28 protein-coding genes are annotated in these 23,415 nt (G+C 69.6%); 8 read left to right on the top strand and 20 right to left on the bottom strand.

What is annotated here, in order from left to right:
- The first annotated feature begins 139 nt into the window (after positions 1-139).
- Positions 140-316, top strand: a complete 177-nt coding sequence (locus tag Psi02_RS20010) for a hypothetical protein (RefSeq protein ID WP_203976287.1) — start codon at positions 140-142, stop codon at positions 314-316.
- A 52-nt stretch (positions 317-368) separates the two neighbouring features.
- On the opposite strand, the gene Psi02_RS40120 is transcribed toward Psi02_RS20010, so the two are convergent.
- The 10 genes from Psi02_RS40120 to fakA all read right to left on the bottom strand — a co-directional run bounded on the left by Psi02_RS40120 (position 369) and on the right by fakA (position 9,084).
- The gene (locus Psi02_RS40120) at positions 369-563 is read right to left on the bottom strand and encodes a hypothetical protein (RefSeq protein WP_239095011.1); all 195 of its coding nucleotides are present in this window, start codon (positions 561-563) and stop codon (positions 369-371) included.
- A gap of 189 nt (positions 564-752) precedes the next feature.
- The gene (locus Psi02_RS20005; protein WP_239095010.1) at positions 753-1,022 is read right to left on the bottom strand and encodes an acylphosphatase; all 270 of its coding nucleotides are present in this window, start codon (positions 1,020-1,022) and stop codon (positions 753-755) included.
- Between the two features lie 46 nt (positions 1,023-1,068).
- Complete coding sequence (mutM, locus tag Psi02_RS20000) at positions 1,069-1,989, bottom strand: bifunctional DNA-formamidopyrimidine glycosylase/DNA-(apurinic or apyrimidinic site) lyase (protein ID WP_203976283.1); 921 nt, start codon at positions 1,987-1,989, stop codon at positions 1,069-1,071.
- Between the two features lie 65 nt (positions 1,990-2,054).
- Entirely contained in the window at positions 2,055-2,741 is a 687-nt protein-coding gene (gene rnc / locus Psi02_RS19995; protein ID WP_239095024.1) for a ribonuclease III, read from the bottom strand.
- A gap of 304 nt (positions 2,742-3,045) precedes the next feature.
- Complete coding sequence (gene rpmF, locus Psi02_RS19990) at positions 3,046-3,225, bottom strand: 50S ribosomal protein L32 (protein ID WP_203885404.1); 180 nt, start codon at positions 3,223-3,225, stop codon at positions 3,046-3,048.
- Between the two features lies 1 nt (position 3,226).
- Positions 3,227-3,799 (bottom strand): YceD family protein, encoded by a 573-nt coding sequence (locus tag Psi02_RS19985; protein WP_203976460.1) that lies wholly within the window; start codon positions 3,797-3,799, stop codon positions 3,227-3,229.
- Between the two features lie 71 nt (positions 3,800-3,870).
- Complete coding sequence (gene coaD, locus Psi02_RS19980; protein WP_203955592.1) at positions 3,871-4,347, bottom strand: pantetheine-phosphate adenylyltransferase; 477 nt, start codon at positions 4,345-4,347, stop codon at positions 3,871-3,873.
- Positions 4,348-4,364: 17 nt separating this feature from the next.
- The gene (gene rsmD / locus Psi02_RS19975) at positions 4,365-4,934 is read right to left on the bottom strand and encodes a 16S rRNA (guanine(966)-N(2))-methyltransferase RsmD (protein WP_203976281.1); all 570 of its coding nucleotides are present in this window, start codon (positions 4,932-4,934) and stop codon (positions 4,365-4,367) included.
- A gap of 381 nt (positions 4,935-5,315) precedes the next feature.
- On the bottom strand, positions 5,316-7,487 hold the full coding sequence (gene recG / locus Psi02_RS19970; protein WP_203976272.1) for an ATP-dependent DNA helicase RecG: 2,172 nt from the start codon (positions 7,485-7,487) through the stop codon (positions 5,316-5,318).
- A gap of 37 nt (positions 7,488-7,524) precedes the next feature.
- Positions 7,525-9,084, bottom strand: a complete 1,560-nt coding sequence (gene fakA / locus Psi02_RS19965; protein ID WP_203976270.1) for a DAK2 domain-containing protein — start codon at positions 9,082-9,084, stop codon at positions 7,525-7,527.
- Between the two features lie 209 nt (positions 9,085-9,293).
- Between fakA and rpmB the strand changes: the two genes are divergently transcribed.
- The gene (rpmB, locus tag Psi02_RS19960; RefSeq protein ID WP_203955596.1) at positions 9,294-9,479 is read left to right on the top strand and encodes a 50S ribosomal protein L28; all 186 of its coding nucleotides are present in this window, start codon (positions 9,294-9,296) and stop codon (positions 9,477-9,479) included.
- 120 nt (positions 9,480-9,599) lie between these two features.
- Complete coding sequence (locus Psi02_RS19955) at positions 9,600-10,235, top strand: hypothetical protein (protein ID WP_203976268.1); 636 nt, start codon at positions 9,600-9,602, stop codon at positions 10,233-10,235.
- A 7-nt stretch (positions 10,236-10,242) separates the two neighbouring features.
- On the opposite strand, the gene thiD is transcribed toward Psi02_RS19955, so the two are convergent.
- The 3 genes from thiD to Psi02_RS19940 all read right to left on the bottom strand — a co-directional run bounded on the left by thiD (position 10,243) and on the right by Psi02_RS19940 (position 13,116).
- Positions 10,243-11,037, bottom strand: coding sequence for a bifunctional hydroxymethylpyrimidine kinase/phosphomethylpyrimidine kinase (thiD, locus tag Psi02_RS19950; RefSeq protein WP_203976265.1), 795 nt, complete (start codon positions 11,035-11,037; stop codon positions 10,243-10,245).
- Between the two features lie 37 nt (positions 11,038-11,074).
- Entirely contained in the window at positions 11,075-12,028 is a 954-nt protein-coding gene (locus tag Psi02_RS19945) for a hypothetical protein (RefSeq protein WP_203976263.1), read from the bottom strand.
- A gap of 71 nt (positions 12,029-12,099) precedes the next feature.
- On the bottom strand, positions 12,100-13,116 hold the full coding sequence (locus Psi02_RS19940) for a thiamine-phosphate kinase (RefSeq protein ID WP_203976261.1): 1,017 nt from the start codon (positions 13,114-13,116) through the stop codon (positions 12,100-12,102).
- A 47-nt stretch (positions 13,117-13,163) separates the two neighbouring features.
- Between Psi02_RS19940 and Psi02_RS19935 the strand changes: the two genes are divergently transcribed.
- Together Psi02_RS19935 and Psi02_RS19930 are read left to right on the top strand one after the other, a co-directional pair.
- Positions 13,164-13,397, top strand: coding sequence for an Lrp/AsnC family transcriptional regulator (locus Psi02_RS19935; protein ID WP_203945897.1), 234 nt, complete (start codon positions 13,164-13,166; stop codon positions 13,395-13,397).
- A 49-nt stretch (positions 13,398-13,446) separates the two neighbouring features.
- Positions 13,447-13,893, top strand: coding sequence for a DUF3515 domain-containing protein (locus Psi02_RS19930; protein ID WP_203976259.1), 447 nt, complete (start codon positions 13,447-13,449; stop codon positions 13,891-13,893).
- A gap of 13 nt (positions 13,894-13,906) precedes the next feature.
- Here the strand turns inward: Psi02_RS19930 and Psi02_RS19925 are convergent, their stop codons facing one another.
- From Psi02_RS19925 to Psi02_RS19910, 4 genes are read right to left on the bottom strand one after another with little or no spacing between them, the layout of a single operon-like run.
- The gene (locus Psi02_RS19925; RefSeq protein WP_203976257.1) at positions 13,907-15,022 is read right to left on the bottom strand and encodes a D-alanine--D-alanine ligase family protein; all 1,116 of its coding nucleotides are present in this window, start codon (positions 15,020-15,022) and stop codon (positions 13,907-13,909) included.
- 40 nt (positions 15,023-15,062) lie between these two features.
- Positions 15,063-16,292: a trans-sulfuration enzyme family protein gene (locus Psi02_RS19920; protein ID WP_203976256.1), complete on the bottom strand. Its 1,230-nt coding sequence runs from the start codon at positions 16,290-16,292 to the stop codon at positions 15,063-15,065.
- A 5-nt stretch (positions 16,293-16,297) separates the two neighbouring features.
- The gene (locus tag Psi02_RS19915; RefSeq protein ID WP_373317636.1) at positions 16,298-17,326 is read right to left on the bottom strand and encodes an NAD(P)H-dependent glycerol-3-phosphate dehydrogenase; all 1,029 of its coding nucleotides are present in this window, start codon (positions 17,324-17,326) and stop codon (positions 16,298-16,300) included.
- 45 nt (positions 17,327-17,371) lie between these two features.
- On the bottom strand, positions 17,372-18,160 hold the full coding sequence (locus Psi02_RS19910; RefSeq protein WP_239095009.1) for a lysophospholipid acyltransferase family protein: 789 nt from the start codon (positions 18,158-18,160) through the stop codon (positions 17,372-17,374).
- 148 nt (positions 18,161-18,308) lie between these two features.
- Between Psi02_RS19910 and cofC the strand changes: the two genes are divergently transcribed.
- Complete coding sequence (gene cofC, locus Psi02_RS19905; RefSeq protein WP_239095008.1) at positions 18,309-18,944, top strand: 2-phospho-L-lactate guanylyltransferase; 636 nt, start codon at positions 18,309-18,311, stop codon at positions 18,942-18,944.
- 500 nt (positions 18,945-19,444) lie between these two features.
- On the opposite strand, the gene Psi02_RS19900 is transcribed toward cofC, so the two are convergent.
- Positions 19,445-20,905, bottom strand: a complete 1,461-nt coding sequence (locus tag Psi02_RS19900) for an MFS transporter (RefSeq protein WP_203976252.1) — start codon at positions 20,903-20,905, stop codon at positions 19,445-19,447.
- A gap of 202 nt (positions 20,906-21,107) precedes the next feature.
- On the opposite strand from Psi02_RS19900, the gene Psi02_RS19895 reads away from it, so the two are divergent.
- Both Psi02_RS19895 and Psi02_RS19890 read left to right on the top strand, forming a co-directional pair.
- Entirely contained in the window at positions 21,108-21,848 is a 741-nt protein-coding gene (locus Psi02_RS19895; RefSeq protein WP_203976251.1) for a TetR/AcrR family transcriptional regulator, read from the top strand.
- A 51-nt stretch (positions 21,849-21,899) separates the two neighbouring features.
- Positions 21,900-22,121: a cold-shock protein gene (locus Psi02_RS19890; RefSeq protein ID WP_203976250.1), complete on the top strand. Its 222-nt coding sequence runs from the start codon at positions 21,900-21,902 to the stop codon at positions 22,119-22,121.
- Positions 22,122-22,222: 101 nt separating this feature from the next.
- Here the strand turns inward: Psi02_RS19890 and Psi02_RS19885 are convergent, their stop codons facing one another.
- Together Psi02_RS19885 and leuD are read right to left on the bottom strand one after the other, a co-directional pair.
- Positions 22,223-22,522 (bottom strand): HU family DNA-binding protein, encoded by a 300-nt coding sequence (locus tag Psi02_RS19885; RefSeq protein WP_203955609.1) that lies wholly within the window; start codon positions 22,520-22,522, stop codon positions 22,223-22,225.
- A gap of 287 nt (positions 22,523-22,809) precedes the next feature.
- Positions 22,810-23,397: a 3-isopropylmalate dehydratase small subunit gene (leuD, locus tag Psi02_RS19880; RefSeq protein ID WP_203976249.1), complete on the bottom strand. Its 588-nt coding sequence runs from the start codon at positions 23,395-23,397 to the stop codon at positions 22,810-22,812.
- Between the last annotated feature and the right edge of the window lie 18 nt (positions 23,398-23,415).

Genomic DNA, 23,415 nt, shown 5'->3' with positions numbered 1-23,415 from the left:
ACTTATCGGGGAAGACTACCGGCCCGGGCAGGCCCGGGACGTCGGATAGACCCCATGACACCGGTTCCGGTGACGCGGTCCCCGACATCGGGCCATACTGCCCCCGCGAAGACCCGCTATACGTACGGCCGGCCGCCGGATGTCGCGCGAAGCCGCCGTCCTGATCGCCGATGACCCCGCGACGATGACCGGGGCCATTCACCGAGCACTGGCGTTCGATGACGAATCGCCAAACGCGCTACCAGCCGATACAGAAAAGGACATTACGGATAATTTGCCGACGACTGAATGGCGGTCGAACGGTTTCCGCAAATGACAAGGGACGCCTTTGCGGGGCGTCCCTGACAATCCTTCCTGTGGCCGGTCTCTCAAGTGAGAGCCGGCTCGCGATCCTGCAGCCGGACCAGGGTTTCGTCACGAGTTTGCGCTGCTAGCGCGTCGTTCTGTGCCTGGAGCCGGGTGAGTTCTGCCTCCAGATCCCGGATGCGCTGCTGGAGACGGCGCATTTCCGAGACCATTCGAGGGTCAGGACCGCCGACGTGGCCGAGTAGAGCCTTCGCCATAGTAAAGGGTCCTCCACGCTGAGTGACCAGACTGGTTCGCGCACTTCATTGCCGCGGGAGGGGTGCGCGTGGTTCCTCTCAAGAGTCGCACCGGCAATGGAGGCGGTCAAGTTGAACGCTCCGGACAGATCTGCCGGTGGGCACTCTCGGTAGGTAAATATACCGCATTTGGGTGGTTTGAGGGAAGCCCTATCGCTCTACAAACCCCGCCATACTTCCCTTGGCGTCGCTCCAGCGCTCCACCACCCCCTCCACCTGACCTGGCGTGCCGGCCCCCCGCAGCAGCTCGAGAAGCCTCTCGCACGATTCCCGGGGCCCTTCGGCCACGACCTCGACCCTGCCGTCGGCGAGATTCGCCGCCCAGCCCACCAGGCCGAGCTCAAGTGCTCTGGCCCGGGTCCACCATCGGAAGCCGACCCCCTGCACTCGGCCCCGGACCCACGCCGTCAACCTGACCACGTTCACAGTATCCGGCCGGTCCTGGGTGCCGGCCGCCGGGGGACCGTCATGGCCTGGCGTTTCTCGGCGTCGGCTGGCACTTCGGGCAGCTGTACGACGACCTGTTCATGAACGCCTCCCGCCGGACGGGCGTCCCGCATCGGGGGCACGGCTCGTCCCGCCTGCCGTACACGGCGAGTGACCGATCGAAGTAGCCGCTCTCACCGTTGACGTTCACATACAGGCTGTCGAAGGACGTGCCGCCCTGGCCGAGCGCCTCGGCCATGACCTCGCGGACGGCCGACAGCAACTCCGCGATCACCGGGCGGGAGAGCGTCTCCGTCGGACGTGCCCAATGCAGCCGCGCGCGCCACAACGCCTCGTCCGCGTAGATGTTGCCGACCCCGCTGATCAGCGACTGGTCGAGCAGTGCCCTCTTGATCCCGGTACGGCGGAGCCGCAGCCGGGTCGCGAACTCCGCGTCGTCGAAGGCGCTCTCGAGGGGATCGGCGGCGATGTGCGTGATCGGCTCGGGAACGGGCCTCGGCGACCGCTGGACCATCGGGGCGACCAGGACGTGGCCGAACGTGCGCTGGTCCACGAACCGCAGCTCCGGTCCGCCATCGGCGAAGCAGAGCCGTACACGCAGGTGCTTCTCGACGGGCGCCAGGGGGTCCACCACGAGTAACTGGCCGCTCATGCCGAGATGCGCCAGCAGCGCCTCCGCGGCCACAGGCGACTCAGGGGCCTCATCATCCCCCGCGGCGACCAGGTACCGGTCCGCCGGGCCGTCGTGCAGCGGCAGCCACAGATACTTGCCGCGGCGCTCGGCCGAGAGCACGGTCCGGCCTTTGAGTTGGTCGGGCAGCTCCCCCGCGTTCCGCCGGACCGCGCGGGGATGCAGGACCTCCGCCGACGCGATCGTACGGCCGGCGACCCAGCGCTCCAGGCCGCGCCGGACGACTTCCACCTCAGGCAGTTCGGGCATCCTGCTCCTACCTCGTGCCGGTCCCGGGCGCCTGTCGGTCCCGGGCGACGATCTGCGGCGAGCCGTCAGGCCCGGCCGAGCCCCGCACCCTCACGGGCGTCCCTGAGCGCGCGGATCGCCGTCCAGGCCGCCTCCGCCGCCTGCTGCTCGGCCTCTTTCTTGCTGCGTCCCGCGCCCGTGCCGTACTGCCGGCCGCCGACGCGCACCGCGGCCACGAACGACTTGGCGTGGTCGGGCCCGCTCTCGTCGACGTGGTACTCCGGTACGCCGAGCATCTCGGCGGCGGTCAGCTCCTGCAGCGAGGTCTTCCAGTCGAGGCCCGCGCCCAGCGACGCCGACCGCGTGATCAGCGGGTCGAAGAGCAGGTGGACGACGCGGAACGCCTCGTCCAGGCCCTTGTCGACGTAGACCGTGCCGATCAGGGCCTCCAGGGTGTCGGCCAGGATCGACGACTTGTCACGCCCGCCGGTGCCCTCCTCGCCCCGTCCGAGGCGGAGGTACTTGCCGAGACCGAGGGTCCGCGCCACGTCGGCGAGCGCCCGCATGTTCACGACGGCGGCGCGCAGCTTCGCGAGCTGCCCTTCCGGCAGGTCGGGGTGGCCCCGATAGAGGGTGTCCGTGACCACCAGGCCCAGCACCGAGTCGCCGAGGAACTCCAGGCGCTCGTTGGTGGGCAGGCCGCCGTTCTCGTAGGCGTAGGACCGGTGGGTCAGCGCCCGCTCAAGGATCGGGGTGCTGAGCCGCACCTCGATGACCTGGTAAAGCTCATCCCTGGCGACCTCTACGGCCACCGGTTTTCCCGATGCTGAAGCCACTTCTCTCCTCCTGACTCATGCATGGCAAGGCCGAGCACGGAGGCAAGCGGGATCGATGTGAGGCCCGAAGGCGTGGTGGACGCCGGGCCACCGAAGTCGGGGGCCCCGGCGTCCACCACGGCCGCGGGCACGTTAATGCCGGTCTTTCGCTCCAACCGCCACCGCACGCGCCTCTAAGCAAGGTAACGCCGGCCGGGTCGTTTGACGATCCGGCCGGCGTCCCGATCCGCTCAGAGCGCGATCAGGCCGACGGCTCGATGACCTGACGGCGGTTGTAGGTGCCACATGTGGGGCACGCCACGTGCGGGCGCTTCGGCGAGCGGCACTGGGGGCAGCTCACGAGTGACACCGCGGCGGCCTTCCACTGGGCCCTGCGGGCGCGGGTGTTGCTCCGCGACATCTTCCGCTTGGGGACGGCCACGTCAACCCTCCTGATCGTCTTTGTTGTCCACAACCAAACCCTGCAGCGACGCCCAGCGTGAATCGAGTTTCTCGTGACCGTGGTCAGGGCCGGCATCCGCCAGCTTGACCCCGCACTCCGTGCAGAGTCCGGCGCAGTCATCACCGCAGACCGGGCTCAGCGGCAGTGCGAGCACCACCGCGTCACGGAATACCGGCTCGAGATCGAGCAACTCACCATCGAGGAAGAGGTCGTCCTCTCCCCCCGCGCCTCCAGGAAGCGCGTCATCCGCCGAGTAGTAGAAGAGCTCCTGGAAGTCGACCTCGATCTCCGAGGTCAACGGGTCCAGACAGCGTGAGCATTCTCCGTGGAGTGGAGCCCGCGCCGTGCCCGTGACGAGCACGCCCTCCATCACCGCCTCGAGCCGGATGTCCAGCTCGACGTCGGCGTCCTTGGGAACGCCGATCATTCCGACTGCGAGATCCACCGGCGCCGGGAGAACGGGGGTCATCTTGCGCATCGACCCCGGTCGTCGTCCCAGATCATGGGTGGAGATCACCCAAGGGGCTCGGGGGTCAAGGGTGCGCTGAGTCATCCTGCTCTCGTTTAGGCATGGCGAACAACCGCCGTCGTGCAAGGCTGAAAGGAAAGGATACCAGCCCGGCGTCAACCTCTGAGCCGCTCGACGAGCAGCTCCTTCACCAGGTCGGGGACCAGGCCGGAGACGTCGCCGCCGTAGCGGGCGATCTCCTTCAGCCTGCTCGACGACAGGAACGAGTACTCCGGGTTCGTCGACATGAAGAGCGTCTCCACGCCCGACATGCGGTAGTTCAGCTGGGCCATCTGCAACTCGTAGTCGAAGTCGCTGATCGCCCGCAGTCCCTTGACGATCACCGGGATGCCCTGCTGCTTGCAGAAGTCGACCAGAAGCCCGTGGAACTTCTCCACACGGACGTTGCCGTACTCCTTGGTCACCGTGGTGAGCATCTCGATGCGCTCGTCCACGGTGAACAGGCTCTTCTTCTCCACATTGATGAGCACGGCGACGACGAGCTCGTCGTAGAGCCGTGACGTCCGGCCGATGATGTCCAGATGTCCGTTGGTCACGGGGTCGAACGACCCCGGACAGACGACGCGACGCAAAGGCGCACCCCCACGGTTTACGGGTTCCCGGCGGCGCGACCGTACCAAACGGACGCTTCGCCGTACCGACGGACCCTGTCTTCTTCGAACCCACGCGGCCACACCAGGTCCTTCCCCCTGGACTCCCGCTCCACCGCCACAAGGGCGTCCTCCGCCAGCCAGCCGTTGTCCCTGAGCGCCTCCACCACCCTCACGACCGCCTCGTCCGTGACGGCGTAGGGCGGATCGGCGAAGACGAAGTCGTACGGCTCCTCGCACGGGCGGCCCACCACCCGCTCGGCCTTCTCCGGCGCGAGCACGGCTCCGGGCAGGCCGAGGGAGGCGATGTTCTCCTTGATCGTCCGTACGGCTCTCGCGTCCGACTCGACGAGCAGCGCGTGCGCGGCCCCCCGGCTGAGCGCCTCGAGGCCGACGGCCCCGGACCCGGCGTAGAGATCGACCACCCGCAGTCCCCCGAGCGAGCCGAACACCGACCCGACCGTGGCGAACAGGCCTTCCCTGGCCCGGTCACTGGTGGGTCTGGTCGAACCACCTGGGGGAACGGCGAGCCTGCGGCCTCCGGCGGTCCCTGCGATCACCCGCGTCATCCGTTCATTGTCCCGTCCGCCGCGGCCGTCCCGCTCCGCGGCCCGGTTCCCGCGGAGATCGTCTCAGGTCAAGAGTGGGCAAGCGGGAGCGAGGAATGAGTAAGAGCGGTATCGCGAGGCCTGTGGCATCCGCATGATGAGTTCTGCGGCCTTCAGGTGACCCAGGGGAAGGCCGGCCGACGTGATCGTGAGCCCTTCCGCGCGTCGGCGCCCTCGGCACCTGACCCGAGGGTGGGCCCAGCCGGGGACGGCATTCGGGGGGAGGCCGTCCCATGGCTGGGCCCTGGGTCATTTAAGCGCCCAGGGCCTCGGCGCGTCAGCGCCTGGAACCCATTTGCGGCCTTTCCGAGATCTTCTGCCTTTTAGTGGGTCTTGCAGGGTTCATGCCTTTTCCAGGTACTCTGCCCGCTCGTCGGCGACCATCGCGTCGAGCTCCGATCGGAGGGCCGGATGGGCCTCCAGATCGGGATCGCCCACCAGCACGGACATCGCCTCCGTCCGGGCGGCCTCGATCACGTCCTCGTCTCTGAGCAACTGCAACATCTTCAGTGACGATTTGCGGCCGGACTGCGCCGCACCGAGCACGTCGCCCTCGCGGCGCTGCTCCAGGTCCACCCGCGACAGCTCGAACCCGTCCAGCGTGCCCGCGACAGCGTCCAGCCGGGCGCGTGCGGGCGTTCCCTCCGGCGCCTCGCTCACCAGCAGGCACAGCCCCGGCAGGCCGCCCCGCCCGACGCGACCGCGCAGCTGGTGGAGCTGTGAGACGCCGAACCGGTCGGCGTCCATGATGATCATCACGGACGAGTTCGGGACGTCGACGCCCACCTCGATGACCGTGGTGGCCACCAGGACGTCGATCTCGCCCCGGCTGAAGGCCGTCATCACCCCGTCCTTCTCCTCGGGCGGCAGCTTGCCGTGCAGGACCCGGATCCGCAGCCCCTGCAGGGGACCGCCCGACAGCGCCTCGGCGACGTCCAGGACCGCCAGTGGGGGCCTGCGCTCCTCCTCGGAGTCGGCCTTGTCGAGGTCGCCCTCGTCGCCCTCCTGGTCACCGATGCGGGGGCAGACGATGTACGCCTGCCGGCCGAGCCCGACCTCCTCGCGCACCCGCTCCCATGTGCGGTCCAGGAATCGCGGCTTCTCGGCCGCGGGCACGACGTGCGTCGAGATCGGCGCCCGGCCCGAGGGCAACTGGGTGAGGGTGGAGACCTCCAGGTCGCCGAAGACGGTCATCGCGACCGTCCGGGGAATGGGGGTCGCGGTCATCACCAGGACGTGCGGCCGGCCGCCGCCGCCCTTCTCGCGCAGGGCGTCGCGCTGCTCCACCCCGAACCGGTGCTGCTCGTCCACAACGACCAGGCCGAGATCGGCGAACTGGACGTGCTCCTGGAGCAGGGCGTGGGTCCCCACCACGATCCCCGCGCTGCCGGAGGCGGCGTCGAGCAGCGCGCTCCTGCGCGCGGCGGCGCCCATCGAGCCGGTCAGCAGGGCGACCGCCGTGCCGCCGAACATGCCACCGGTGGCGAGGTCGCCCAGCATCTTCACGATCGACCTGTGGTGCTGCTGGGCGAGCACCTCGGTGGGGGCGAGCAGCGCGGCCTGACCGCCGGAGTCGACGACCTGCAGCATGGCTCGCAGCGCCACCACGGTCTTGCCCGCGCCCACCTCCCCCTGGAGAAGCCGGTGCATGGGGTGCTCAAGGGCGAGGTCCGCGGCGATCTCCGCACCGACCGCCAACTGGCCCTCGGTCAGCTGGAACGGCAGCCTCCCCTCGAAGGCCCGCAGGAGCCCGTCCTCGGCCCCCGGCCGCGGTCTGGCCGGCCAGGCGGACGCGGCGAGCCTGCGCCGCACCAGCACGGCCTGCAGGACGAAGGCCTCGTCGAACTTCAGCCGGCGCCTCGCCTGGGACACCTCCCCCATGTCGCGCGGCCGGTGGATCCGGCGCAGCGCGACGTCGAGGGCGGACAGTTCGTGCCGCTCGCGCACCTCGGCCGGCAGCGGATCCTCGAGGGTCAGCACGTCGATCACGGTGCGCACGGCCCGGCGGATCTTCCAGGTGGCCAGGCCCTGCGCCGAGGGATAGATCGGCACGGGCGCGGTCGCGAACTCCTCCACCGTCTCCGGCGTCTCGTCGAACGACTCGTAGTCGGGGTGGGCGAGCGACACCCGCCGCGTCTTCCCGGTCGCGAAGATGTTGACCTTGCCGGAGAACATGGCCTCGGTGCCCGGCGTCAGCCGCTGCTCCGCGACGTACGCCCCCTTGCCGAAGAACGCGAGATGCAGCTTGTCCCTGCCGTCGGTGACCTGGACGTCGAGCCAGGTGCCCTGCCGGTTCTTCATCGGGCGGCGCATCGCCGCCGACACCTTGCCGACGACCGTCGCGTGCTCGTCGTGTTCGAGCGAGGCGATCGGGGTCAGCTCGCCGCGCTGCGCGTAGCGCCTCGGGTAGTGCCGCAGCAGCTCACCGACCGTGGCGATGCCCAGCGCGCTCTCCAGCGGAGCGGCCGTCTTGTCGCCGAGGGCCTTCTTCAGCGGTTCGTCGAACCTTGTCACGGCATCAGTTTCTACCCCGGATCACCGACAACGCGGGTCACTCGACACCGATGAGGATCGGATAACCGCCCTGACCGCCCTCGAGGACGGTCACCTCGAGGTCCGGCCGGGTGGCCTCCAGATGGCCCTGTACGGCCCGCAGGACGTCTCCTGGGGCGTCCGCGCCCGTCACGAGCGTCACGAGCTCGCTCCCCCCGGACAGCAGGCGACGGGTCACCTCCACGGCCGTGTCCGCGAGAGCCGTACCGATGAGGGCGGCTTCGCCGTCGACGACGCCGAGCACGTCGCCGGGGCCGCAGATCCCCGCACTGGTCATCACCTCACGGTCGGCGACCCAGACGTGACCGTGGCGGGTGTGCCCCGCCGCGTCGGTCATCGCGACGACGTCGTCGTCGAAGCGGCGCAGCGGGTCGTGCACGGCGAGGGCCGCGAGCCCCTGGACCGACGCCTTCGTCGGCAGCACGCTGACCGTGACGCCCTCCTCGCGCGCGACCTCCGCCGCGGCCGCCGCGACGGCCTGGACGCCGCCGTCGTTGGGCAGGACCACGACCTCGGTCCCGGCCTCCTTGACGGCCTGCATGACGGCCGCGAGCGACGGCGTAGAGCCGGGATCCCGCCGCACGACGACGGCCCCCGCCTGGCGGAACAGCGCGGTGAGGCCGTCGCCGGCCGCGACCGCGACCACGCCCCGCCCGTGGCTCGGTTCGTGCGTGCGCCCGCCGAGGTAGGTGACGCGGATGCGATGCGGGCGGCCCACACCCAGCGCGGCCTCGATCGCGGCGCCGGCGTCGTCCACATGGACGTGGACGTTCCATAGGCCGTCGCCTCCGACGACCACCAGGGAGTCGCCCAGGGAGTCGAGTTCGGTTCTGAGCCGGTCGATGCCGGCCTGCTCGGCGTCGAGGAGGTACATGACCTCGTAGCCCGCCCCCGCGTCCGCCTCGGCGGTGATCTTCTCGGTCGGAGCCGGGACCTCGTGCCTGTCGCTGTATGCCTCGGAGACGACCTCCGCCAGGCTCTCCAGGATGATCGCCAGCCCGGCGCCGCCCGCGTCCACCACGCCGTTGCGGGCCAGCACGTCGAGCTGCCCCGTGGTCCTGCGCAGAGCCTTGCGCGCCTCCTCGGCGGCCCGCCTCGCGACCTCTGCGAGGTCGTCGGGGGCGTCCCGTACGGCTCCCGCCACCGCCGACAGGACGCTGAGCAGGGTGCCCTCGACGGGGCGGACGACCGCGGCCCTGGCCAGCTCCGCCGCCTTGACCAGGCCGTCGCGGAGATCGGCTCCGCGGCCCTCGGCCCGTCTGAGGACCTCGGCCATGCCCCTGATGGCCTGGCTGACGATCACGCCCGAGTTGCCCCTCGCGCCCAGCAGCGCGCCGCGGGCGAGCGTCTGCCAGGTGGTGTCGCTGCCCGCGTCGCGGGGCAGGCCGTCCAGCGCCTCGGCGGCGGAAAGCAGCGTCAGATGCAGGTTGGTCCCGGTGTCGCCGTCGGGAACGGGGAACACGTTGAGGGCGTCGATCTCCGCCCTGGCCTTGCCGAGGGCGTCCGCGCAGTGCCGGAGCCAGCGCCGCACGGCCGGGGGGTCGAGCACGTCCAGCATCGCTGCCGTCCTTCCTTCCAGGCGCGCCGCTCCCCCAATGCGCTACCGTTGGCGGATACGAGATTATCCCCGTTCGCCGGGATCTCCGTTTGGTGTGCAGCGGCTGACATCGGATATCCTCGTCTGGCCAGCCGGTTGTCCCGGCATTGCTCGGATGGGCCGCTCGACGCGGACCGGGCCGATCGACTGATTTGAAGGAGCGATTTACCGTGGCTTCCGTCTGCGACATCTGCGCCAAGAAGCCGATCTTCGGCAACAACGTCTCCCACTCGCACCGCCGTACTCGCCGCCGCTGGAACCCGAACATCCAGACTGTGCGCGCGGTGGTCGACGGGACGCCGAAGCGGCTGAACGTGTGCACCTCCTGCATCAAGGCAGGCAAGGTCACCCGCTGACCCCCAGAGGTTCCGCCGAGCCCGTCACCGTCCGGTGGCGGGCTTTCGCGTGGAAGGCCGTTTCCGGCCGTTTCGGTAACGGGGGCGCCACGGGGCGCGAGCGCGATTAGCATCCGAACCGTGATCACTCGGATAAGCGTTCACGCGACCAGAGGGCAGAAGATCGCCGCCTCGGTCTTCGGGATCATCTTCCTCGGCATCCTCGCGGGCGTCGTCGGCATCGGCGCCCTCGTGTTCTCCGCCTTCGTGGCGGTCGACGCGGAGCCCGGCTTCCCCGATTCGATCGAGCCCGACAGCGGAGGCGTCCTCTACGGCGGGGCCGTCGTGTTCGCGGCCTTCTTCACGCTGATCGCGATGGTCGCCGCCGCGGCCGTGGTCACATTCCTGCTGCAGACCTTCCGGGGCCGGGCCACGCTGTCGGGAACGACGCTAGAGCTCACGGGAGCGCTCTCCACCCGTCGCGCCGATCTGGCGAGCGCGCACGTGCAGATCGACTCGGTCCCGGAGTACGTCCGCAACGCGGACGACCATGTGGTGCCCACCGGCCGCAGGGTCCCCCGGCTGATCGCCGGGAGCGCCTCAGGGAGGCCGGTGCGGCTGCGGCTCCACGGCAGAGACCGGGGGCTCCTGCCCCCGGACGAACTGAACGCCCTGGCCGACGCGATCGAGTCGGGCGCGCGCCCGGAGCCCGACGCCGCCCAGGCCGCCGCGATCCTCCGCCGCCTCGCGAGCGACCCCGTCGCCCGCCTGACCTGAGCCCGGGTCAGGACCTCCAGCGCCAGCCGTGGTCGACCGGGCCGATGCCCGCCCCGAGGGGGAAACCACGCGCGATCGCCCCTGTGACGTACTCCTTGGCCTGCCGTACCGCACCGGGGACGTCCTCTCCCAGCGCGAGGTAGGAGGCGATGGCGGAGGCGAGCGTGCAGCCGGTGCCATGGGTGTGCCGGTTGTCGTGCCGTTCCGCGGTGAAGCGGAAGCTCCGGGATCCGTCGGTGAGCAGGTCGACGGGCTCGCCGGGCAGATGCCCGCCCTTGATCAGCGCCCACGTCGGCCCCAGCGCCAGCACGGCCTCGGCCGCCCGGGGCAGATCACGCTCGTCCTCGACCTTGACGCCCGTGAGCTGCGCGACCTCCCAAAGGTTCGGGGTCACGACGGTCGCGACGGGAAGCAGGCGGGTCTTGACCGTGCCCACGGCCTCGGGCGCGAGGAGGGAGTCGCCGTGCTTGGAGACGCCGACCGGGTCCACCACGACGGGCGCGTCGACGCCGGAGAGCACCTCGGCGACGGTCTCCACGAGCGCCGGGGAGGCCAGCATGCCGGTCTTGATCGCCTGGGCGCCGATGTCCCCGAGAACGGAGTCGAGCTGGGCCCGTACCGCCTCGGGGGGAAGCTCCCAGTAACCCTGGACACCCAGCGAGTTCTGGGCCGTCACGGCGGCGATCACGCTCATCCCGTGGACACCCAGGGCCAGCATCGTCTTGAGGTCGGCCTGGATGCCGGCGCCCCCGCCGGAGTCCGAGCCCGCGATCGTCAGCACGCGTGGAGGGGTGGTGGTCATGCCCCCATCCAACCAGGACCAATGGGAATCGCCCGCGTCACCGTCGCCCGCTGGAGACGGTGCACTCACCTCCGGCGAGGGAACATCCGCCAGGGGACCGGAACGAGCCGAACCCGTAGATCGTCACTGTGATGTCACGTCCGCTCCGCAGCGGCCGGCTGGAGGTGATCGTGTTCCCCCGCGTGTCGACGCCCCCCTGCGTCGAGTACGCTCCCGCGATCTTGGCTCCGAGGGGGAGGTCGACCGCCCAGGAGTCGAGGTCGGCGGCCTCGTTGTGCACGGTGACCTCCGCCCGGTAGCCCCGCGAGAAGAGCTCGACGCTCACGCGCACCCGGTTCGGGGCGGCCGGCTGGGTGGTCGCGGGCACGGACGCTTCGCCGTCAGGAGAGGGAGGAGGAGCGGCGCCGAGCACCGGCGAGGACGCGCTCGGCGTCGTCCCGGGGGTCTGCGTGACGGCACGGGTGGGCGACTCGCCTGGCTCGGGAACCGCGGTGGTACCCGGAGTGGCCGAGGCGGTCGTGCTGGTGACAGGGCCGGGGGTGACGCCGGGCGTCGCGCTGTGCGAGCCGCGTGGCGTCTGTCCAGCGGAGATCGTAGGAGTGGGGGACGCCGGGCCGTCGCTGGTCCGACGACCGTCCGTGGGGGCGGTGTCCGCCGTCCGCTCGGCACGGCACTGGTCGGGCGCGGCACAACTGGCGCCCGACGACTGGACGGTGAGCTCGGTGCGCCCCGACAACACCCGCACGCCACCGACGATCAGACCCAGGGTCAGCACGACCGAGACACCCGACACGAGAGCCAGCCTGCGCAGCCCCTTCGAGGGCGCGTCGCCCAATGCTGCATCACCACTCAGCCCGGCGCTCCGCCGGGTCTGCTCACCCTCCTGCCGGCCCTCCGCCGGATCGCCGGACCGGATGGCCGCGCTCGTCCCGTCGTCCGGTAAGGGCGGGTGTCCCGCTCCGCCCTGATGTTCTGCCGCGTGGCGGCCCATGAGGGTCCTTTCCTGTTGGTAACCGCCTTACTTAATAACAGAGCTAATTAATCCTTGTCACAAAATTCCCCTCATTCTCGGAAGTGATCCCAGCCACCCGAGGCCTCGGCACGCCCGCTGACCTCTGCCTTCGCTTCCCCATCCGCGTCGGACACCTGCCCGACGACACGCCAGGAAGGGGGGAGCGGGACGTCCCGGGGAAAGGTCGCGGCGAGCGCGTGGTCGTCGCCCCCGGTGAGGACCCACTCCAGAGGATCGGCGCCCAGTCCGGCGGCGAGCCGGGCCATCGCCTCGGGCACGGGCAGCGAGCCGGGGTCGAGGACGATCCGCACACCGCTGGCGGTCGCCACGTGGCCGAGATCCTGCAGCAGCCCGTCGCTGACGTCGAGCATGGCCGTGGCGCCCAGCCCGGCCGCCTCCGGCCCGCACGCGTACGGCGGGGCCGGCCGGCGGTGGGCCGCCACGAACTCGTCCGCGATCTCCGCGGATCCGGCCTCGGCGGTCGTCCGCTCCGCCGGGGGTAGGGCGAGTCCCTGTTCCGCCGAGAGGAAGGCGAGGCCTGCGGCGGCGTATCCCAACCGGCCCGCGACCGCGACCACGTCGCCAGGCCGTGCCCCCGACCTGGTCACCGGCGTCCGCCCGCCGAGATCGCCGAGGGCGGTCACCCCGATCACCACGGTGTCCGAGCGCGCGATGTCTCCCCCGGCGACCGTGGCCCCGACCAGAGCGCATTCGTCCCGGAAACCGTCGGTCAGGGCGTCCAGCCACTCGGCCGACGCCTCGCCGGGCAACCCCAGGCCGACCACGATCGCCGTGGGATTCGCCCCCATGGCAACGATGTCGGAAAGATTCTGTGCTGCGGCTTTTCTACCTATGTCGTACCCACTGGACCAATCGCGGCGGAAGTGCCTACCCTCAATCAGGAGATCGGTGCTCACCACAACCCGTCCATCAGGTGCCTCCAGGATCGCGGCATCGTCGCCGGGGCCCAGGATCACCCCCGAACCTTGGGGCAGGCGTCCCGAAATTCGCCTGATCACACCGAATTCACCGAGATCTCCGACTCTGATGACACACCCCTTGTGCATTCGAGGTACGGTTACGCTCCGGCACTGATCTCTATCCGGAGGACGTGATGGTGCAGGCCTACATCCTTATCCAGACCGAGGTCGGCAAGGCCGCCGATGTGGCCGGGCAGATCGCGTCGATCGTGGGCGTCACGCAGGCCGAGGATGTCACCGGCCCCTATGACGTGATCGTCCGGGCCGAGGCCCGGGACGTGGACGAACTCGGCAAGCTCGTCGTGGCCCAGATTCAGGCGGTGGCGGGCATCACACGTACGCTTACGTGTCCGATAGTCCACATTTAGCCCGGTCCGGCGGGCCTCGACACCCGCCGGACAGCCGATCTGGAAGACCATGCCAAGACCAGCCCTGCCCGCCGGGGCGGCGGCCGCACTGGCGGCTCTGACCGTCCTGGCCGGATGCTCCGGCGTCGTGCGCGTCGACCCGCCCACACCCACGGGCCCAGCCGCGGCCGCGTGCCAGAAGCTCGCCGGCGCGCTTCCCCGCACGCTCGACGGGCTCGACCGCGTCGCGTCCGAGCCCGCCTCGCCGTACGTCGTGGTCTGGGGCGAGGGCGAGATCGCCTTGCGCTGCGGCGTCGACCGGCCCGCCGCGATGGACGCCACCGCCGACGTGTCGGACGTCAACGGCATCGGCTGGTTCAACGATCCGCAGCGGCCGGCGCTGTACACCGCCGTCAACCGCGAGGCGTACGTCGAGGTGACGATCTCTCCCCAGCACAAGCCCGCGGAGGTCCAGGTCGATCTCGCCGGGCCCATCAAGGCCGCCATCCCCGAGTGAGTCGGCGAGCGAGTCAGCGCAGCCCCGCCGGCCTGTTGTAGGCGAGCTGGATCAGCCGGTCGACGAGATCGGCGTACGGCAGGCCGCTCGCGGCCCACAACTGCGGGGCGACCGAGAGGGACGTGAAGCCGGGCATGGTGTTGATCTCGTTCAGGACGAGCTCACCCGACGGCGTGTAGAAGAAGTCGACCCGGGACAGCCCCTCGCATCCGAGCGACTCGAAGGCCTGTACGGCCATGGCCCGCAGCGCCTCGATCGTCTCCTCGGGGAGGTCGGCGGGCACGTCGAGCGCCATCTGGTCGGGGTAGTACTTGGCCTCGAAGTCGAAGAACTCGTGCTCGCCCCTGACCAGGACCTCGCCGGGCATGCTCGCCTCCGCGGGCGCGTCGCCGAAGGACTCCAGCACTGCGCACTCGATCTCACGGCCGACGATGGCGGCCTCGACCAGCACCTTGGGATCATGGGCCCGGGCGAACTCGACCGCCGCCTCGAGGGACTCCACGTCGTGGGCCTTGGAGATGCCCTGCGACGACCCGGCGCGGGCCGGCTTCACGAAAACGGGCCAGCCGAGCTCCTCGACCTCCTTGAGTACCCGCGCGCGGTCCGTCCGCCAGTCACGGTCACGGACGACGACGAACGGCCCCACGGGCAGGCCGGCCGCCCGGAGAACGAGCTTCATGTAGGCCTTGTCCATGCCGACGGCGCTGGCCAGCACGCCGGACCCCACGTAACGCACCCCGGCCATCTCCAGCAGTCCCTGGATGGTCCCGTCCTCGCCGAAGGGGCCGTGCATGACGGGGAAGACGACGTCGACCTCACCGAGAGACCGCGGGATCTGCCCCGGCTCGAGGGCGACGAGCGAACCCGACTCGGACGGCAGCGCGAGAGCCGTACCGGACTCCTCGACGGAGGGCAGGCGGCCCGCCTCGATCGCATAACTCTGGCTGCCGGAGGCCAGCACCCAGCGCCCGTCCTGAGCGATGCCGATGGGGAACACCTCGTACTTTGAGCGGTCGATCGCCTCAAGCACGCTTCCGGCGCCCATCAGGGAGACGGCGTGCTCGGAGTTGCGTCCTCCGAAGACGACCGCCACACGTATACGCGACCGTGACTCGCGAACCTCGTTCATGATGCCCGAATCTACCGTGTCTGGGGTGCAAAACGGCTTGTCAGCCGCGCGCCGGACTGGCGGAACGCAGCGTGTCGAGCGCCTGGGTGACGTCCATGATGAGGTCGTCGGCGTCCTCGAGGCCGATCGAGAACCGCACGGCTCCCGCGTCGACCCCGGAAAGCGCCTCGTCGGAACGGGCGACCGAGGCGAGGTGCGTGACCTTGGTGTGGGTGCCGCCGACGGAGGAGGCGATCCCGGCGAGGCGCAGGCCGTCCGCCAGGGTCATGCCCGCCGCGTACCCGCCGTGAGGGATTACGGTCATGCACGCGCCGAACCGGGTGCCCTCGGGACCGGAGTCGAAGACGAGCCGGGCGAGCTGGTGCGCGGGGTGGCCCGGCAGACCCGGATAGTCGACCCGGCGCACGGCCGGGTGCTTGGCCACGGCGGCCGCGACCTCCATCGCCGTCGCGCACATCCGCCGCACGCGCAGAGTCAGCGTCTCCAGGCCCCGGTGCAGGAGGAACGCGTCGTCCGGCGAGAGCGAACCGCCCGTGGCGACGCGGACCTCACGGATCTGGGCCATCAGGTCGTGCCGCCCGACCACCACGCCGCCGGTGCTGTCGTCGTGCCCGCCCAGGTATTTGGTGGCCGAGTGGACGACCAGGTCGGCGCCGTGCTCGAGCGGGCGGCACACGATCGGGGTGGCGGTCGAGGAGTCGACGACGAGCAGGGCCCCCGCCTCGCCGGCGATCCGGTAGAGACCGCGGATGTCGGCCACCATCATCGTCGGGTGGGCCAGCGCCTCCGCGTACACGATCTTCGTCGTCGACCGCATCGCGGCGTGGACCCGCCGCAGGTCGGTGTAGTCGACGAAGTCCACGGCCACCCCGAACCGGGACAACACGTCGGTCAGCAGCGCGTACGTCCCCCCGTGCACGGGGGCGGGCGCGACGACATGCGCCCCCGCGCGGAGGAAACTCAGGAAGACCGTGTTGATCGCGGCCATTCCCGACGGGAAGGCCTGGCCCGACACGTCATCGGGTGCGGCGGCGCCCTCGAGGGCCGCCACCCCGGCGGCGAAGGCCGCCACGGTCGGGTTGTCGATCCGGCTGTAGGCGAAACCCGGCACGCGGCCCGCCAGGACGTCGGCGTACTCGCCGGACGACTCGAAACTCCACGAGGCGGTCCGCCAGACGGGCAGGCCGATCGGGACCTGACGGGGCAGCGGAGGCGAGGGCAGATGGACGGCCCGGGTGTTCTCCCCGGGCCTCTTCCGCGACCGCCTCATGGGGTTCACAGGCCGTATCGCTCCGGTTTGGGACTCCGGGACATCAGCAGGAGCGCGGCCTCACTGGGTGTCAGACCGTCGTGGACCACTCCCACGACGACCTCGGTGATGGGCATCTCCACATCGTGCTTCCTGGCCAGCTCGAGAACCGACTCGCAGGACTTCACGCCCTCGGCCGTCTGCTTGGTCGCGGCCACGACCTCGGCCAGCGTCATGCCGCGCCCGAGGTTCTCCCCGAAGGTCCGGTTCCTGGACAGGGGCGACGTGCAGGTCGCGATCAGGTCGCCCATCCCCGCGAGACCGGCGAAGGTGTGCTGGTCGGCGCCGAGCGCCCCGCCCAGCCGGGCGATCTCGGCGAGTCCGCGGGTTATCAGCGTGGCCCGGATGTTGTCACCGAGGCCCATACCCGCCGCGACGCCCACGGCCAGCGCGATGACGTTCTTGACCGCGCCGCCGAGCTCGACGCCGACGACGTCGGTGTTCGTGTAGGTGCGGAACCACGGCAGGTGGCAGGCGTCCTGGAGCCTGCCGGCCACCGCCTCGTCCGTACAGGCGACGACGGCCGCGGCCGGCTGCCGCCGGGCCAGCTCGGGGACCAGGTTGGGCCCGGAGACCACCGCGACCCGGCTCTCCGGCACCTCGGCCACCTCGCAGATGACCTCGCTCATCCGCTTGCCGGTGCCCAGCTCGACGCCCTTCATCAGACTGACCAGCACGGCGCCGGGCGGAATGGCGTCCTTCCACTCGTCGAGGTTGCCGCGCAGCGTCTGTGCGGGGACGGCGAGGACGACGAAGTCCGCTCCGTCCATGGCCGCGACGGGATCGGTCGTGGCGCGCAGGGTCTCGGGCAGCTTCACGCCGGGAAGGTATTCGGGGTTCTCGTGCCGATCGTTGATCGCCTCGACGACCTCCGCCCGCCTCCCCCACAGGGCCGTGTCGGTGCCCGCCTCAGCGAGGATCATCGCGAACGTGGTGCCCCACGAGCCTGTACCGAAGACGACCGCCTTGCTCACTGGTCGCTCACCACTCCTCATCGCCCAGGCTCGCGGTCACGTGCCATTCCCTACCGTACGTCGTGCTCAGTCCTGTGCAGCGCTTTTCGGGTCATACGGGACTTCGGGCGCCTTCTCATCCCGGATCCCGGCAAGCAGATCGGTGACCGCCGCCATGATGTCGGCCGTCGCCTCGCGCAGGACCGATCCGCGCAGCGGCAGGCCGGCGTACTTCGACAGGTCGACCGGCGGGCCGGCGACCACGTGGAACGTCTTGCGGGGGAACAGCCGCGGCTTCTTCTCGCCGTACGGCAGGAGCTCCTGGGCACCCCAGTGGGCGATCGGGACCACCGGCACACCCGTCGCGAGGGCCAGCCGCGCCGCGCCCGTCTTGGACGCCATCGGCCACATCTCAGGGTCGCGGGTGATCGTGCCCTCCGGGTAGAACAGGATGCAGCCGCCCGCTCTGAGCCGCTCCTCGGCGGTCTTGAGCGACTGCGTCGCCTCGGTGCTCCCCCGATGGACCGGGATGGCCCGCAACTGGGAGACCGCGTGACCGAGGAAGGGGACCTTGAAGATCCCCGACTTGGCCAAGATGATCGGCCAGCGACCGGTGTTGTAGAGGTAGTGCGAGAGCAGCACCGGGTCCGACCAGGACAGATGGTTGGCCGCGATGATCAGGCCGCCCTTGCGCGGGATGTTCTCGCCCCCACGCCATCTCCGCCTGACGAACAGCAGCGACAGCGGCTTCACGATCAGGACGGCGAGGAACTCCCAGAAGCGGGGCGGGCGCGAACTGCGCCTCGAAGCGGGTGTCCGAGCCTCGCCGGACGGCGACTGCTCCACCTCGCCGGTGGGCTCGCTGGGCTGGCTCACTTCTCCTCCTTCACGGCCGCGTTCGACGGCCGCTGAATGTTCCATGTGTCGCATCGCTGCGCCCCGCCACCTGGCCTCCAGGTCACGCGCGCGCGGCTCAAGTCTCCCGGCTGCGCCGCCGGAATGTCGAGGCGGGATGCTTAAGGTTATGCAGCTCCCTCGATGGTCCATCGTGGTGCCGGTCAAGACTCTCATCCGGGCCAAGACGCGGCTGGCGGGTGCGGCCGGGCCGTACCGGGCCGACCTGGCCGTGGCCGTCGCGAGCGACACGGTGTCGGCGGCTCTGACCTGCGCTCTCGTGGCCCGCGTCGTGGTGGTGACCGCGGACCCGGTGCCGGCGGAACGGCTCGCCGCGCTCGGCGCGCATGTGGTGGACGACCCGGACACGGGGCTCAACGCCGCGTTGCGGGTGGGCGCGGCGGAGGCGGTGCGGCTCGCGCCCGGCGACGCCGTGGGAGCCCTCCAGGCGGACTTGCCGGCGTTACGCCCGCAGGAGCTGGAACGAGTGCTGGCGGCGGCGCTCGACTTCGACGAGTCCTTCGTCCCGGACGCCACCGAGGTGGGGACCACCTTCTACGGTGTACGGCCCGGGGTCGCGTTCCAGCCGAGGTTCGGGGGCGAGTCGAGGGCCAGGCATCTGTCGGGCGGAGCGAAGGAGCTGACGCTGGAGGGGATCCCCTCGGTCCGGCGGGACGTCGACACGATCGAGGACCTCAGACAAGCCCAAGCCCTAGGCCTAGGCCCCGCCACCACCAAAATCACCCCCCACATCCTCCGCCCGTGATCATGCACAGGTTCGTGATCATGGCACCCCACCAGCCGAACCCTTTGGTGTGATCATGCACGCGTTCGGGCTTCTGCGGCCCCACCTGGGAAACCCTCGCCCGTGATCATGCACAGGTTCGCGTGCGGCCCTCCCGACCTGCTGCGACCCTCCCCGTGATCATGCACAGATTCGTGATCAATGAGGTTGACCAGCCGAAACCTCGACCGTGATCATGCACGCATCCGGCGGATCGCGCCCACAACCTGCGGGGACCCGTACGGCACCTGGGTGGACAAAGCCGCGAGCGTGATCACGGGAGGCTCGCTCCGCATGATCACGCTCGACGGCTTCCCAGGCAGGCCCACGCCCCCGCGAATCTGCGCATGATCACAAATGGGGAATCAGCAAGTCGGAGGCGCCGCACGCGAACCTGTGCATGATCACGGGCGAGGTTTTCCCAGGTGGACCCGCATGAATCCGAATGTGTGCATGATCACGGCGAAGGGTTGAAGGGGGGATCAGGCGGGGGGCTCCTCTCTGGCTTGTTTGGGGAGGAGGAAGGCCACTGCGTAGGTGACGATCAGCATTCCGGCCACCACCCAGAGGGTGACCTTCATCGCGTGGTCGAAGGTCGCGCCGCTCGGAACGGAGCCCAGCAGATCGAAGAAGACCGTGCCGAGCAGCGCCACACCGAAGGCGTTCCCCAACTGCTGGACGGCGGTGAGCGTGCCGGACGCCGATCCGGTCTCGTGCTGCTCGACACCCGCCAGGACGATGTCGAAGAACGGCGCCATCAGCAGGCCCATTCCCACACCGCTGACGATCAGAGCCGGCACGAGTTGCCACGGCGTGACCTCGAGCCCACCGGAGCTCACGGTGAACAGCACGGCGATCACACCGACGGTCATGATCAAGGTGCCGCCGTGCAGCACCTTGCGCCCGAACCTCTTTACGGCCTGGGCGAGCCCGAATCCGACGATCATGCCGGCGGACCAGGGCACCATCGTCAGTCCGGCCTTCAGCGTGGAGTAGCCGAGTCCGATCTGGGTGTACAGGTTGAAGACCAGCATGAAGCCGGCCATGCCGGAGAAGAACACCGTGCCCGTGAGAAGGCCGCCCGTGAAGGCACGCTTGCGGAACAGGCTCGGCACGATCAGCGGGTCACCGCCCTGGCGGCTCTTGCGCGACTCGAACCAGCCGAACGCCGCGAAGACGACGACCGCCGCCCCGAGCATGACGAACGTCCAGGCGGGCCAGTCGCTCTCACGCCCCTGAACCAGGGGGTAGATCACCAGGAATCCGCCCAGCGAGGCGAGGATGATCCCGGGAATGTCGAGCCTGAGCGGGTGCGGCGACCTCGACTCGGGCAGGTAGCGCATGCCGGCGAGCAGCGCGGCGGCGCCGAGGGGCAGGTTGATGAGGAAGATCATGCGCCAGCCGGTGCCGAAGTAGTCGGCCTCGACGAGCCAGCCGGCCAGGATCGGACCGCCCACGGCGGAAAGCCCCATGACCGGGCCGAACATGCCGAAGGCGGCCTGCATCTCCTTCGGCGGGAACATCTCCTTGATCATCCCCAGGCCCTGGGGAAGCATCACCGCGCCGAACAGGCCCTGCATGACGCGGGCGCCGATCAGCATCTCGGGTGACTGCGCGACGGCGCAGGCCAGCGACCCGAGGGTGAACCCCACGGCGCCGATCAGGAACATCCGCTTGCGCCCGAAGATGTCACCCAGCCTGCCGCCGGTGATCAGGCCCACGGCCATCGAGAGCGTGTACGCGGCGCCCAGCCACTGGATCGTCGCGGGGGTTCCTCCGAGATCGGCGCGCATGGTGGGCGCGGCGATGTTGGTGACCATGGCGTCAAGCAGGTCCATGACCTCCGCGGCGAGGATCACGAACAGAGCCGCCCAGCGCCACCTGTACGGCACGGCCTCACCGGCCGGCGCCGCGGACGCCGTCACATCGGCGGGATTGACCATCACTCCTCCTGAAAGCCGAAAGAACACTGTTCACAATGTACCGAGCACTGTTCTACTATTGAACAGTGCTCAGTGACAAGTTCAGCGTTCTCACGATATATCTCAACTTGAGGAGAGACAAGATATATCTCAAAAAGAAGCGCTGTTCGCCCGCACCGAGCACCGTTCCCTACGATGGGCGCGACAGCGGGAGGAGGACCTCATGAGCCAGCAGGACGACGTGCCCACACCGCCGTGGGAGCGTCCGCGGAAGCGCCAGGCTCCGGCCAGGATTCCTCTCACCAGGGAGCGGATCGTCGACGCCGCGTTCGTCGTCCTCGACAGGGACGGCTTCGACAAGCTGAGCATGCGCCAGGTCGCGGCCAAGCTCGGCGTCGCCGTGTCGGCGCTGTACGTCCACGTCGACGACAAGGACGAGTTGCTCCGGCTGATGTACAACCGGATGTTCGAGGGCGTCGATCTGCCCGATCCCGATCCCGAGACGTGGCAGGAGCAGATCAAGGACTTCGCGCGATCCGGCCGTGAGCGCCTGCTGCGCCACCGCGACATGGCCCGGATCTCGATGGGGCACGTCCCCTTCACGGGGGAGTTGCTCCCGCACATCGAGAAGCTGTTCGCCATCCTCAAGGCCGGCGGGCTCCCCGACAAGGTGATGGCGATCGCCGGCGATCTGCTCTCGACGTACATGGAGGGCTTCACCCTCGAGGAGAACATGTGGCGGGAGCGCATGGGAGAGGCCTCCTGGCAGACGATCAGCACGGAGACGGAGAACTACTTCGCCTCGCTGCCGCCCGACCGGTTCCCGAACCTGGTCGCCCTGGCCGACCTGATGGTGGGCGAGACCAACGACTACCGGTTCGAGCTGGGCCTCGACATCATCGTCCGGGGGCTCGCGTCATACAGCGTGTCCCCGTCCGCGCCCGATGGGGACGAAGCCCCCTGATGTACGGCTGAGCCGTGCCGGCAGGCGGGTCATCGTGAGTAGTCTGATCATGTGCAGGCCACAGTGAAGACCTTCGACGGTGAGACCCGCTCGGGATCGGTTTTGCTCGACGACGGGACGGAGATCCCGTTCGACGCCGCCGCGTTCGACGCCGGGCCGCTGCGGCACCTGCGGTCCGGGCAGCGGGTCAACATCGTCATGACCGGCGAGCGGATCACCTACGTGACGCTCTCCACGTTCCCGCTCCCCGAGACCGGCCCCGATACGGCCTGAGCCCGCGGGAGACGGCCCCAGGAACACCGGCCCCGGATAAGCGGAAACGGCGCCCGGGGTTGCCGGACGCCGTTTCATGGCTCTGATGATGGTTCCGCTGGTTACTTCCTCTTCGAGGACGCCTTGCCCCCGGCGTTGACCTGGTCGCGGAAGTCGGCGCCCGGGCGGAACTTCGGCGCCCAGCTCTCCGCAACCTTGATCGGGTCGCCGGTCGAAGGGTTGCGCGCCGTACGGGCGGGCTTGTGCACCATCTCAAAGGCACCGAAGCCGGTGATCGAAACCTTGTCACCACTTGCGACGGCCTGCTGGATCGCGTCGAGTACCGCGTTGACGGCCTCTGTGGCCGTCTTCCGGTCACCTACGCGATCGATGATCGCGTCGACGAGTTCTTTTTTGTTCATTGGTTCCTCCCCCTTACGCGCTTGAAATTAGGGGACGAGGGCGCGGGACTCAATCACCGGGGGGCATGTTTCGCCTGCTCGGCGTGTCGAATGCGCCGTCCAGACAGGCGATGAAGGCGTCCGGCCGGGCGAGCCGCATGGGTTATGTCCCGATATGCCACGTCACAGATGGCGAGCCCCGTCGAGTCGGGCGCACCGCTTCTCCTGTGGTAAGGCTAGCGCGCCGGCACGGCGCCGCGCATCACGCAGTCGCCGTGCCAGCAGGCAATATACGCTCTGAAGATCGTTCAGACGGTCGTCGGCAGCCACTGCTGGCGGCCGTTCTCGTACTTCGCGATGTCGTCCGCGTGACGCAGAGTGAGCCCGATGTCGTCCAGGCCCTCCATCAGGCGCCACCGCGTGTAGTCGTCGATCTCGAACTCCGACACCAGATCGCCGAGCCGTACCTGCCGCTCGACGAGGTCGACGGTCAGTTCGGCGGCCGGGTCCGCCTCGACGGCGGCCTGGATGCGCTCGACGACGTCGTCGGGGAGCACGACCGGCAGCAGGCCCATCTTCGTGGAGTTGTTCCGGAAGATGTCGCCGAACCTCGCGGAGATGACGACGCGGAAGCCGTACTGCTGAAGCGCCCAGACCGCATGCTCGCGCGAGGATCCGGTGCCGAAGTCGGGGCCGGAGACGAGGATCGAGGCGCCCTCGTAGACCGGATTGTTCAGGACGAAGGCCGGGTCCTCGCGCCAGGCGGAGAACAGGCCGTTCTCGAAGCCGGTACGGCTGACCTGCTTGAGCCAGACGGCCGGGATGATCTGGTCGGTGTCGACGTTGCTACGGCGCAGCGGCACGGCCCGGCCGGTGTGAGTGGTGAACGCGTCCATGAGTGTTCTCTCCTAGGA

The organism is Planotetraspora silvatica, from assembly GCF_016863315.1.
In the GTDB taxonomy this organism is placed as follows: Bacteria; Actinomycetota; Actinomycetes; order Streptosporangiales; family Streptosporangiaceae; genus Planotetraspora; species Planotetraspora silvatica.
Note: the sequence above shows the minus strand (reverse complement) of the source record. Positions and strands in the feature narration are given on the sequence as shown.

Excerpts from the sequence above, each read along its gene's own strand:
- Psi02_RS20010 (WP_203976287.1), top strand. The coding sequence starts at position 140 with ATGTCGCGCGAAGCCGCCGTCCTGATCGCCGATGACCCCGCGACGATG.
- Psi02_RS40120 (WP_239095011.1), bottom strand. The coding sequence starts at position 563 with ATGGCGAAGGCTCTACTCGGCCACGTCGGCGGTCCTGACCCTCGAATG.
- mutM (WP_203976283.1), bottom strand. The coding sequence starts at position 1,989 with ATGCCCGAACTGCCTGAGGTGGAAGTCGTCCGGCGCGGCCTGGAGCGC.
- Psi02_RS19985 (WP_203976460.1), bottom strand. The coding sequence starts at position 3,799 with ATGACTCAGCGCACCCTTGACCCCCGAGCCCCTTGGGTGATCTCCACC.
- rsmD (WP_203976281.1), bottom strand. The coding sequence starts at position 4,934 with ATGACGCGGGTGATCGCAGGGACCGCCGGAGGCCGCAGGCTCGCCGTT.
- fakA (WP_203976270.1), bottom strand. The coding sequence starts at position 9,084 with ATGCTGGACGTGCTCGACCCCCCGGCCGTGCGGCGCTGGCTCCGGCAC.
- thiD (WP_203976265.1), bottom strand. The coding sequence starts at position 11,037 with ATGACCACCACCCCTCCACGCGTGCTGACGATCGCGGGCTCGGACTCC.
- Psi02_RS19945 (WP_203976263.1), bottom strand. The coding sequence starts at position 12,028 with ATGGGCCGCCACGCGGCAGAACATCAGGGCGGAGCGGGACACCCGCCC.
- Psi02_RS19940 (WP_203976261.1), bottom strand. The coding sequence starts at position 13,116 with ATGCACAAGGGGTGTGTCATCAGAGTCGGAGATCTCGGTGAATTCGGT.
- Psi02_RS19935 (WP_203945897.1), top strand. The coding sequence starts at position 13,164 with ATGGTGCAGGCCTACATCCTTATCCAGACCGAGGTCGGCAAGGCCGCC.
- Psi02_RS19930 (WP_203976259.1), top strand. The coding sequence starts at position 13,447 with ATGCCAAGACCAGCCCTGCCCGCCGGGGCGGCGGCCGCACTGGCGGCT.
- Psi02_RS19925 (WP_203976257.1), bottom strand. The coding sequence starts at position 15,022 with ATGAACGAGGTTCGCGAGTCACGGTCGCGTATACGTGTGGCGGTCGTC.
- Psi02_RS19920 (WP_203976256.1), bottom strand. The coding sequence starts at position 16,292 with ATGAGGCGGTCGCGGAAGAGGCCCGGGGAGAACACCCGGGCCGTCCAT.
- Psi02_RS19915 (WP_373317636.1), bottom strand. The coding sequence starts at position 17,326 with ATGAGGAGTGGTGAGCGACCAGTGAGCAAGGCGGTCGTCTTCGGTACA.
- cofC (WP_239095008.1), top strand. The coding sequence starts at position 18,309 with ATGCAGCTCCCTCGATGGTCCATCGTGGTGCCGGTCAAGACTCTCATC.
- Psi02_RS19900 (WP_203976252.1), bottom strand. The coding sequence starts at position 20,905 with ATGGTCAATCCCGCCGATGTGACGGCGTCCGCGGCGCCGGCCGGTGAG.
- Psi02_RS19895 (WP_203976251.1), top strand. The coding sequence starts at position 21,108 with ATGAGCCAGCAGGACGACGTGCCCACACCGCCGTGGGAGCGTCCGCGG.
- Psi02_RS19885 (WP_203955609.1), bottom strand. The coding sequence starts at position 22,522 with ATGAACAAAAAAGAACTCGTCGACGCGATCATCGATCGCGTAGGTGAC.
- leuD (WP_203976249.1), bottom strand. The coding sequence starts at position 23,397 with ATGGACGCGTTCACCACTCACACCGGCCGGGCCGTGCCGCTGCGCCGT.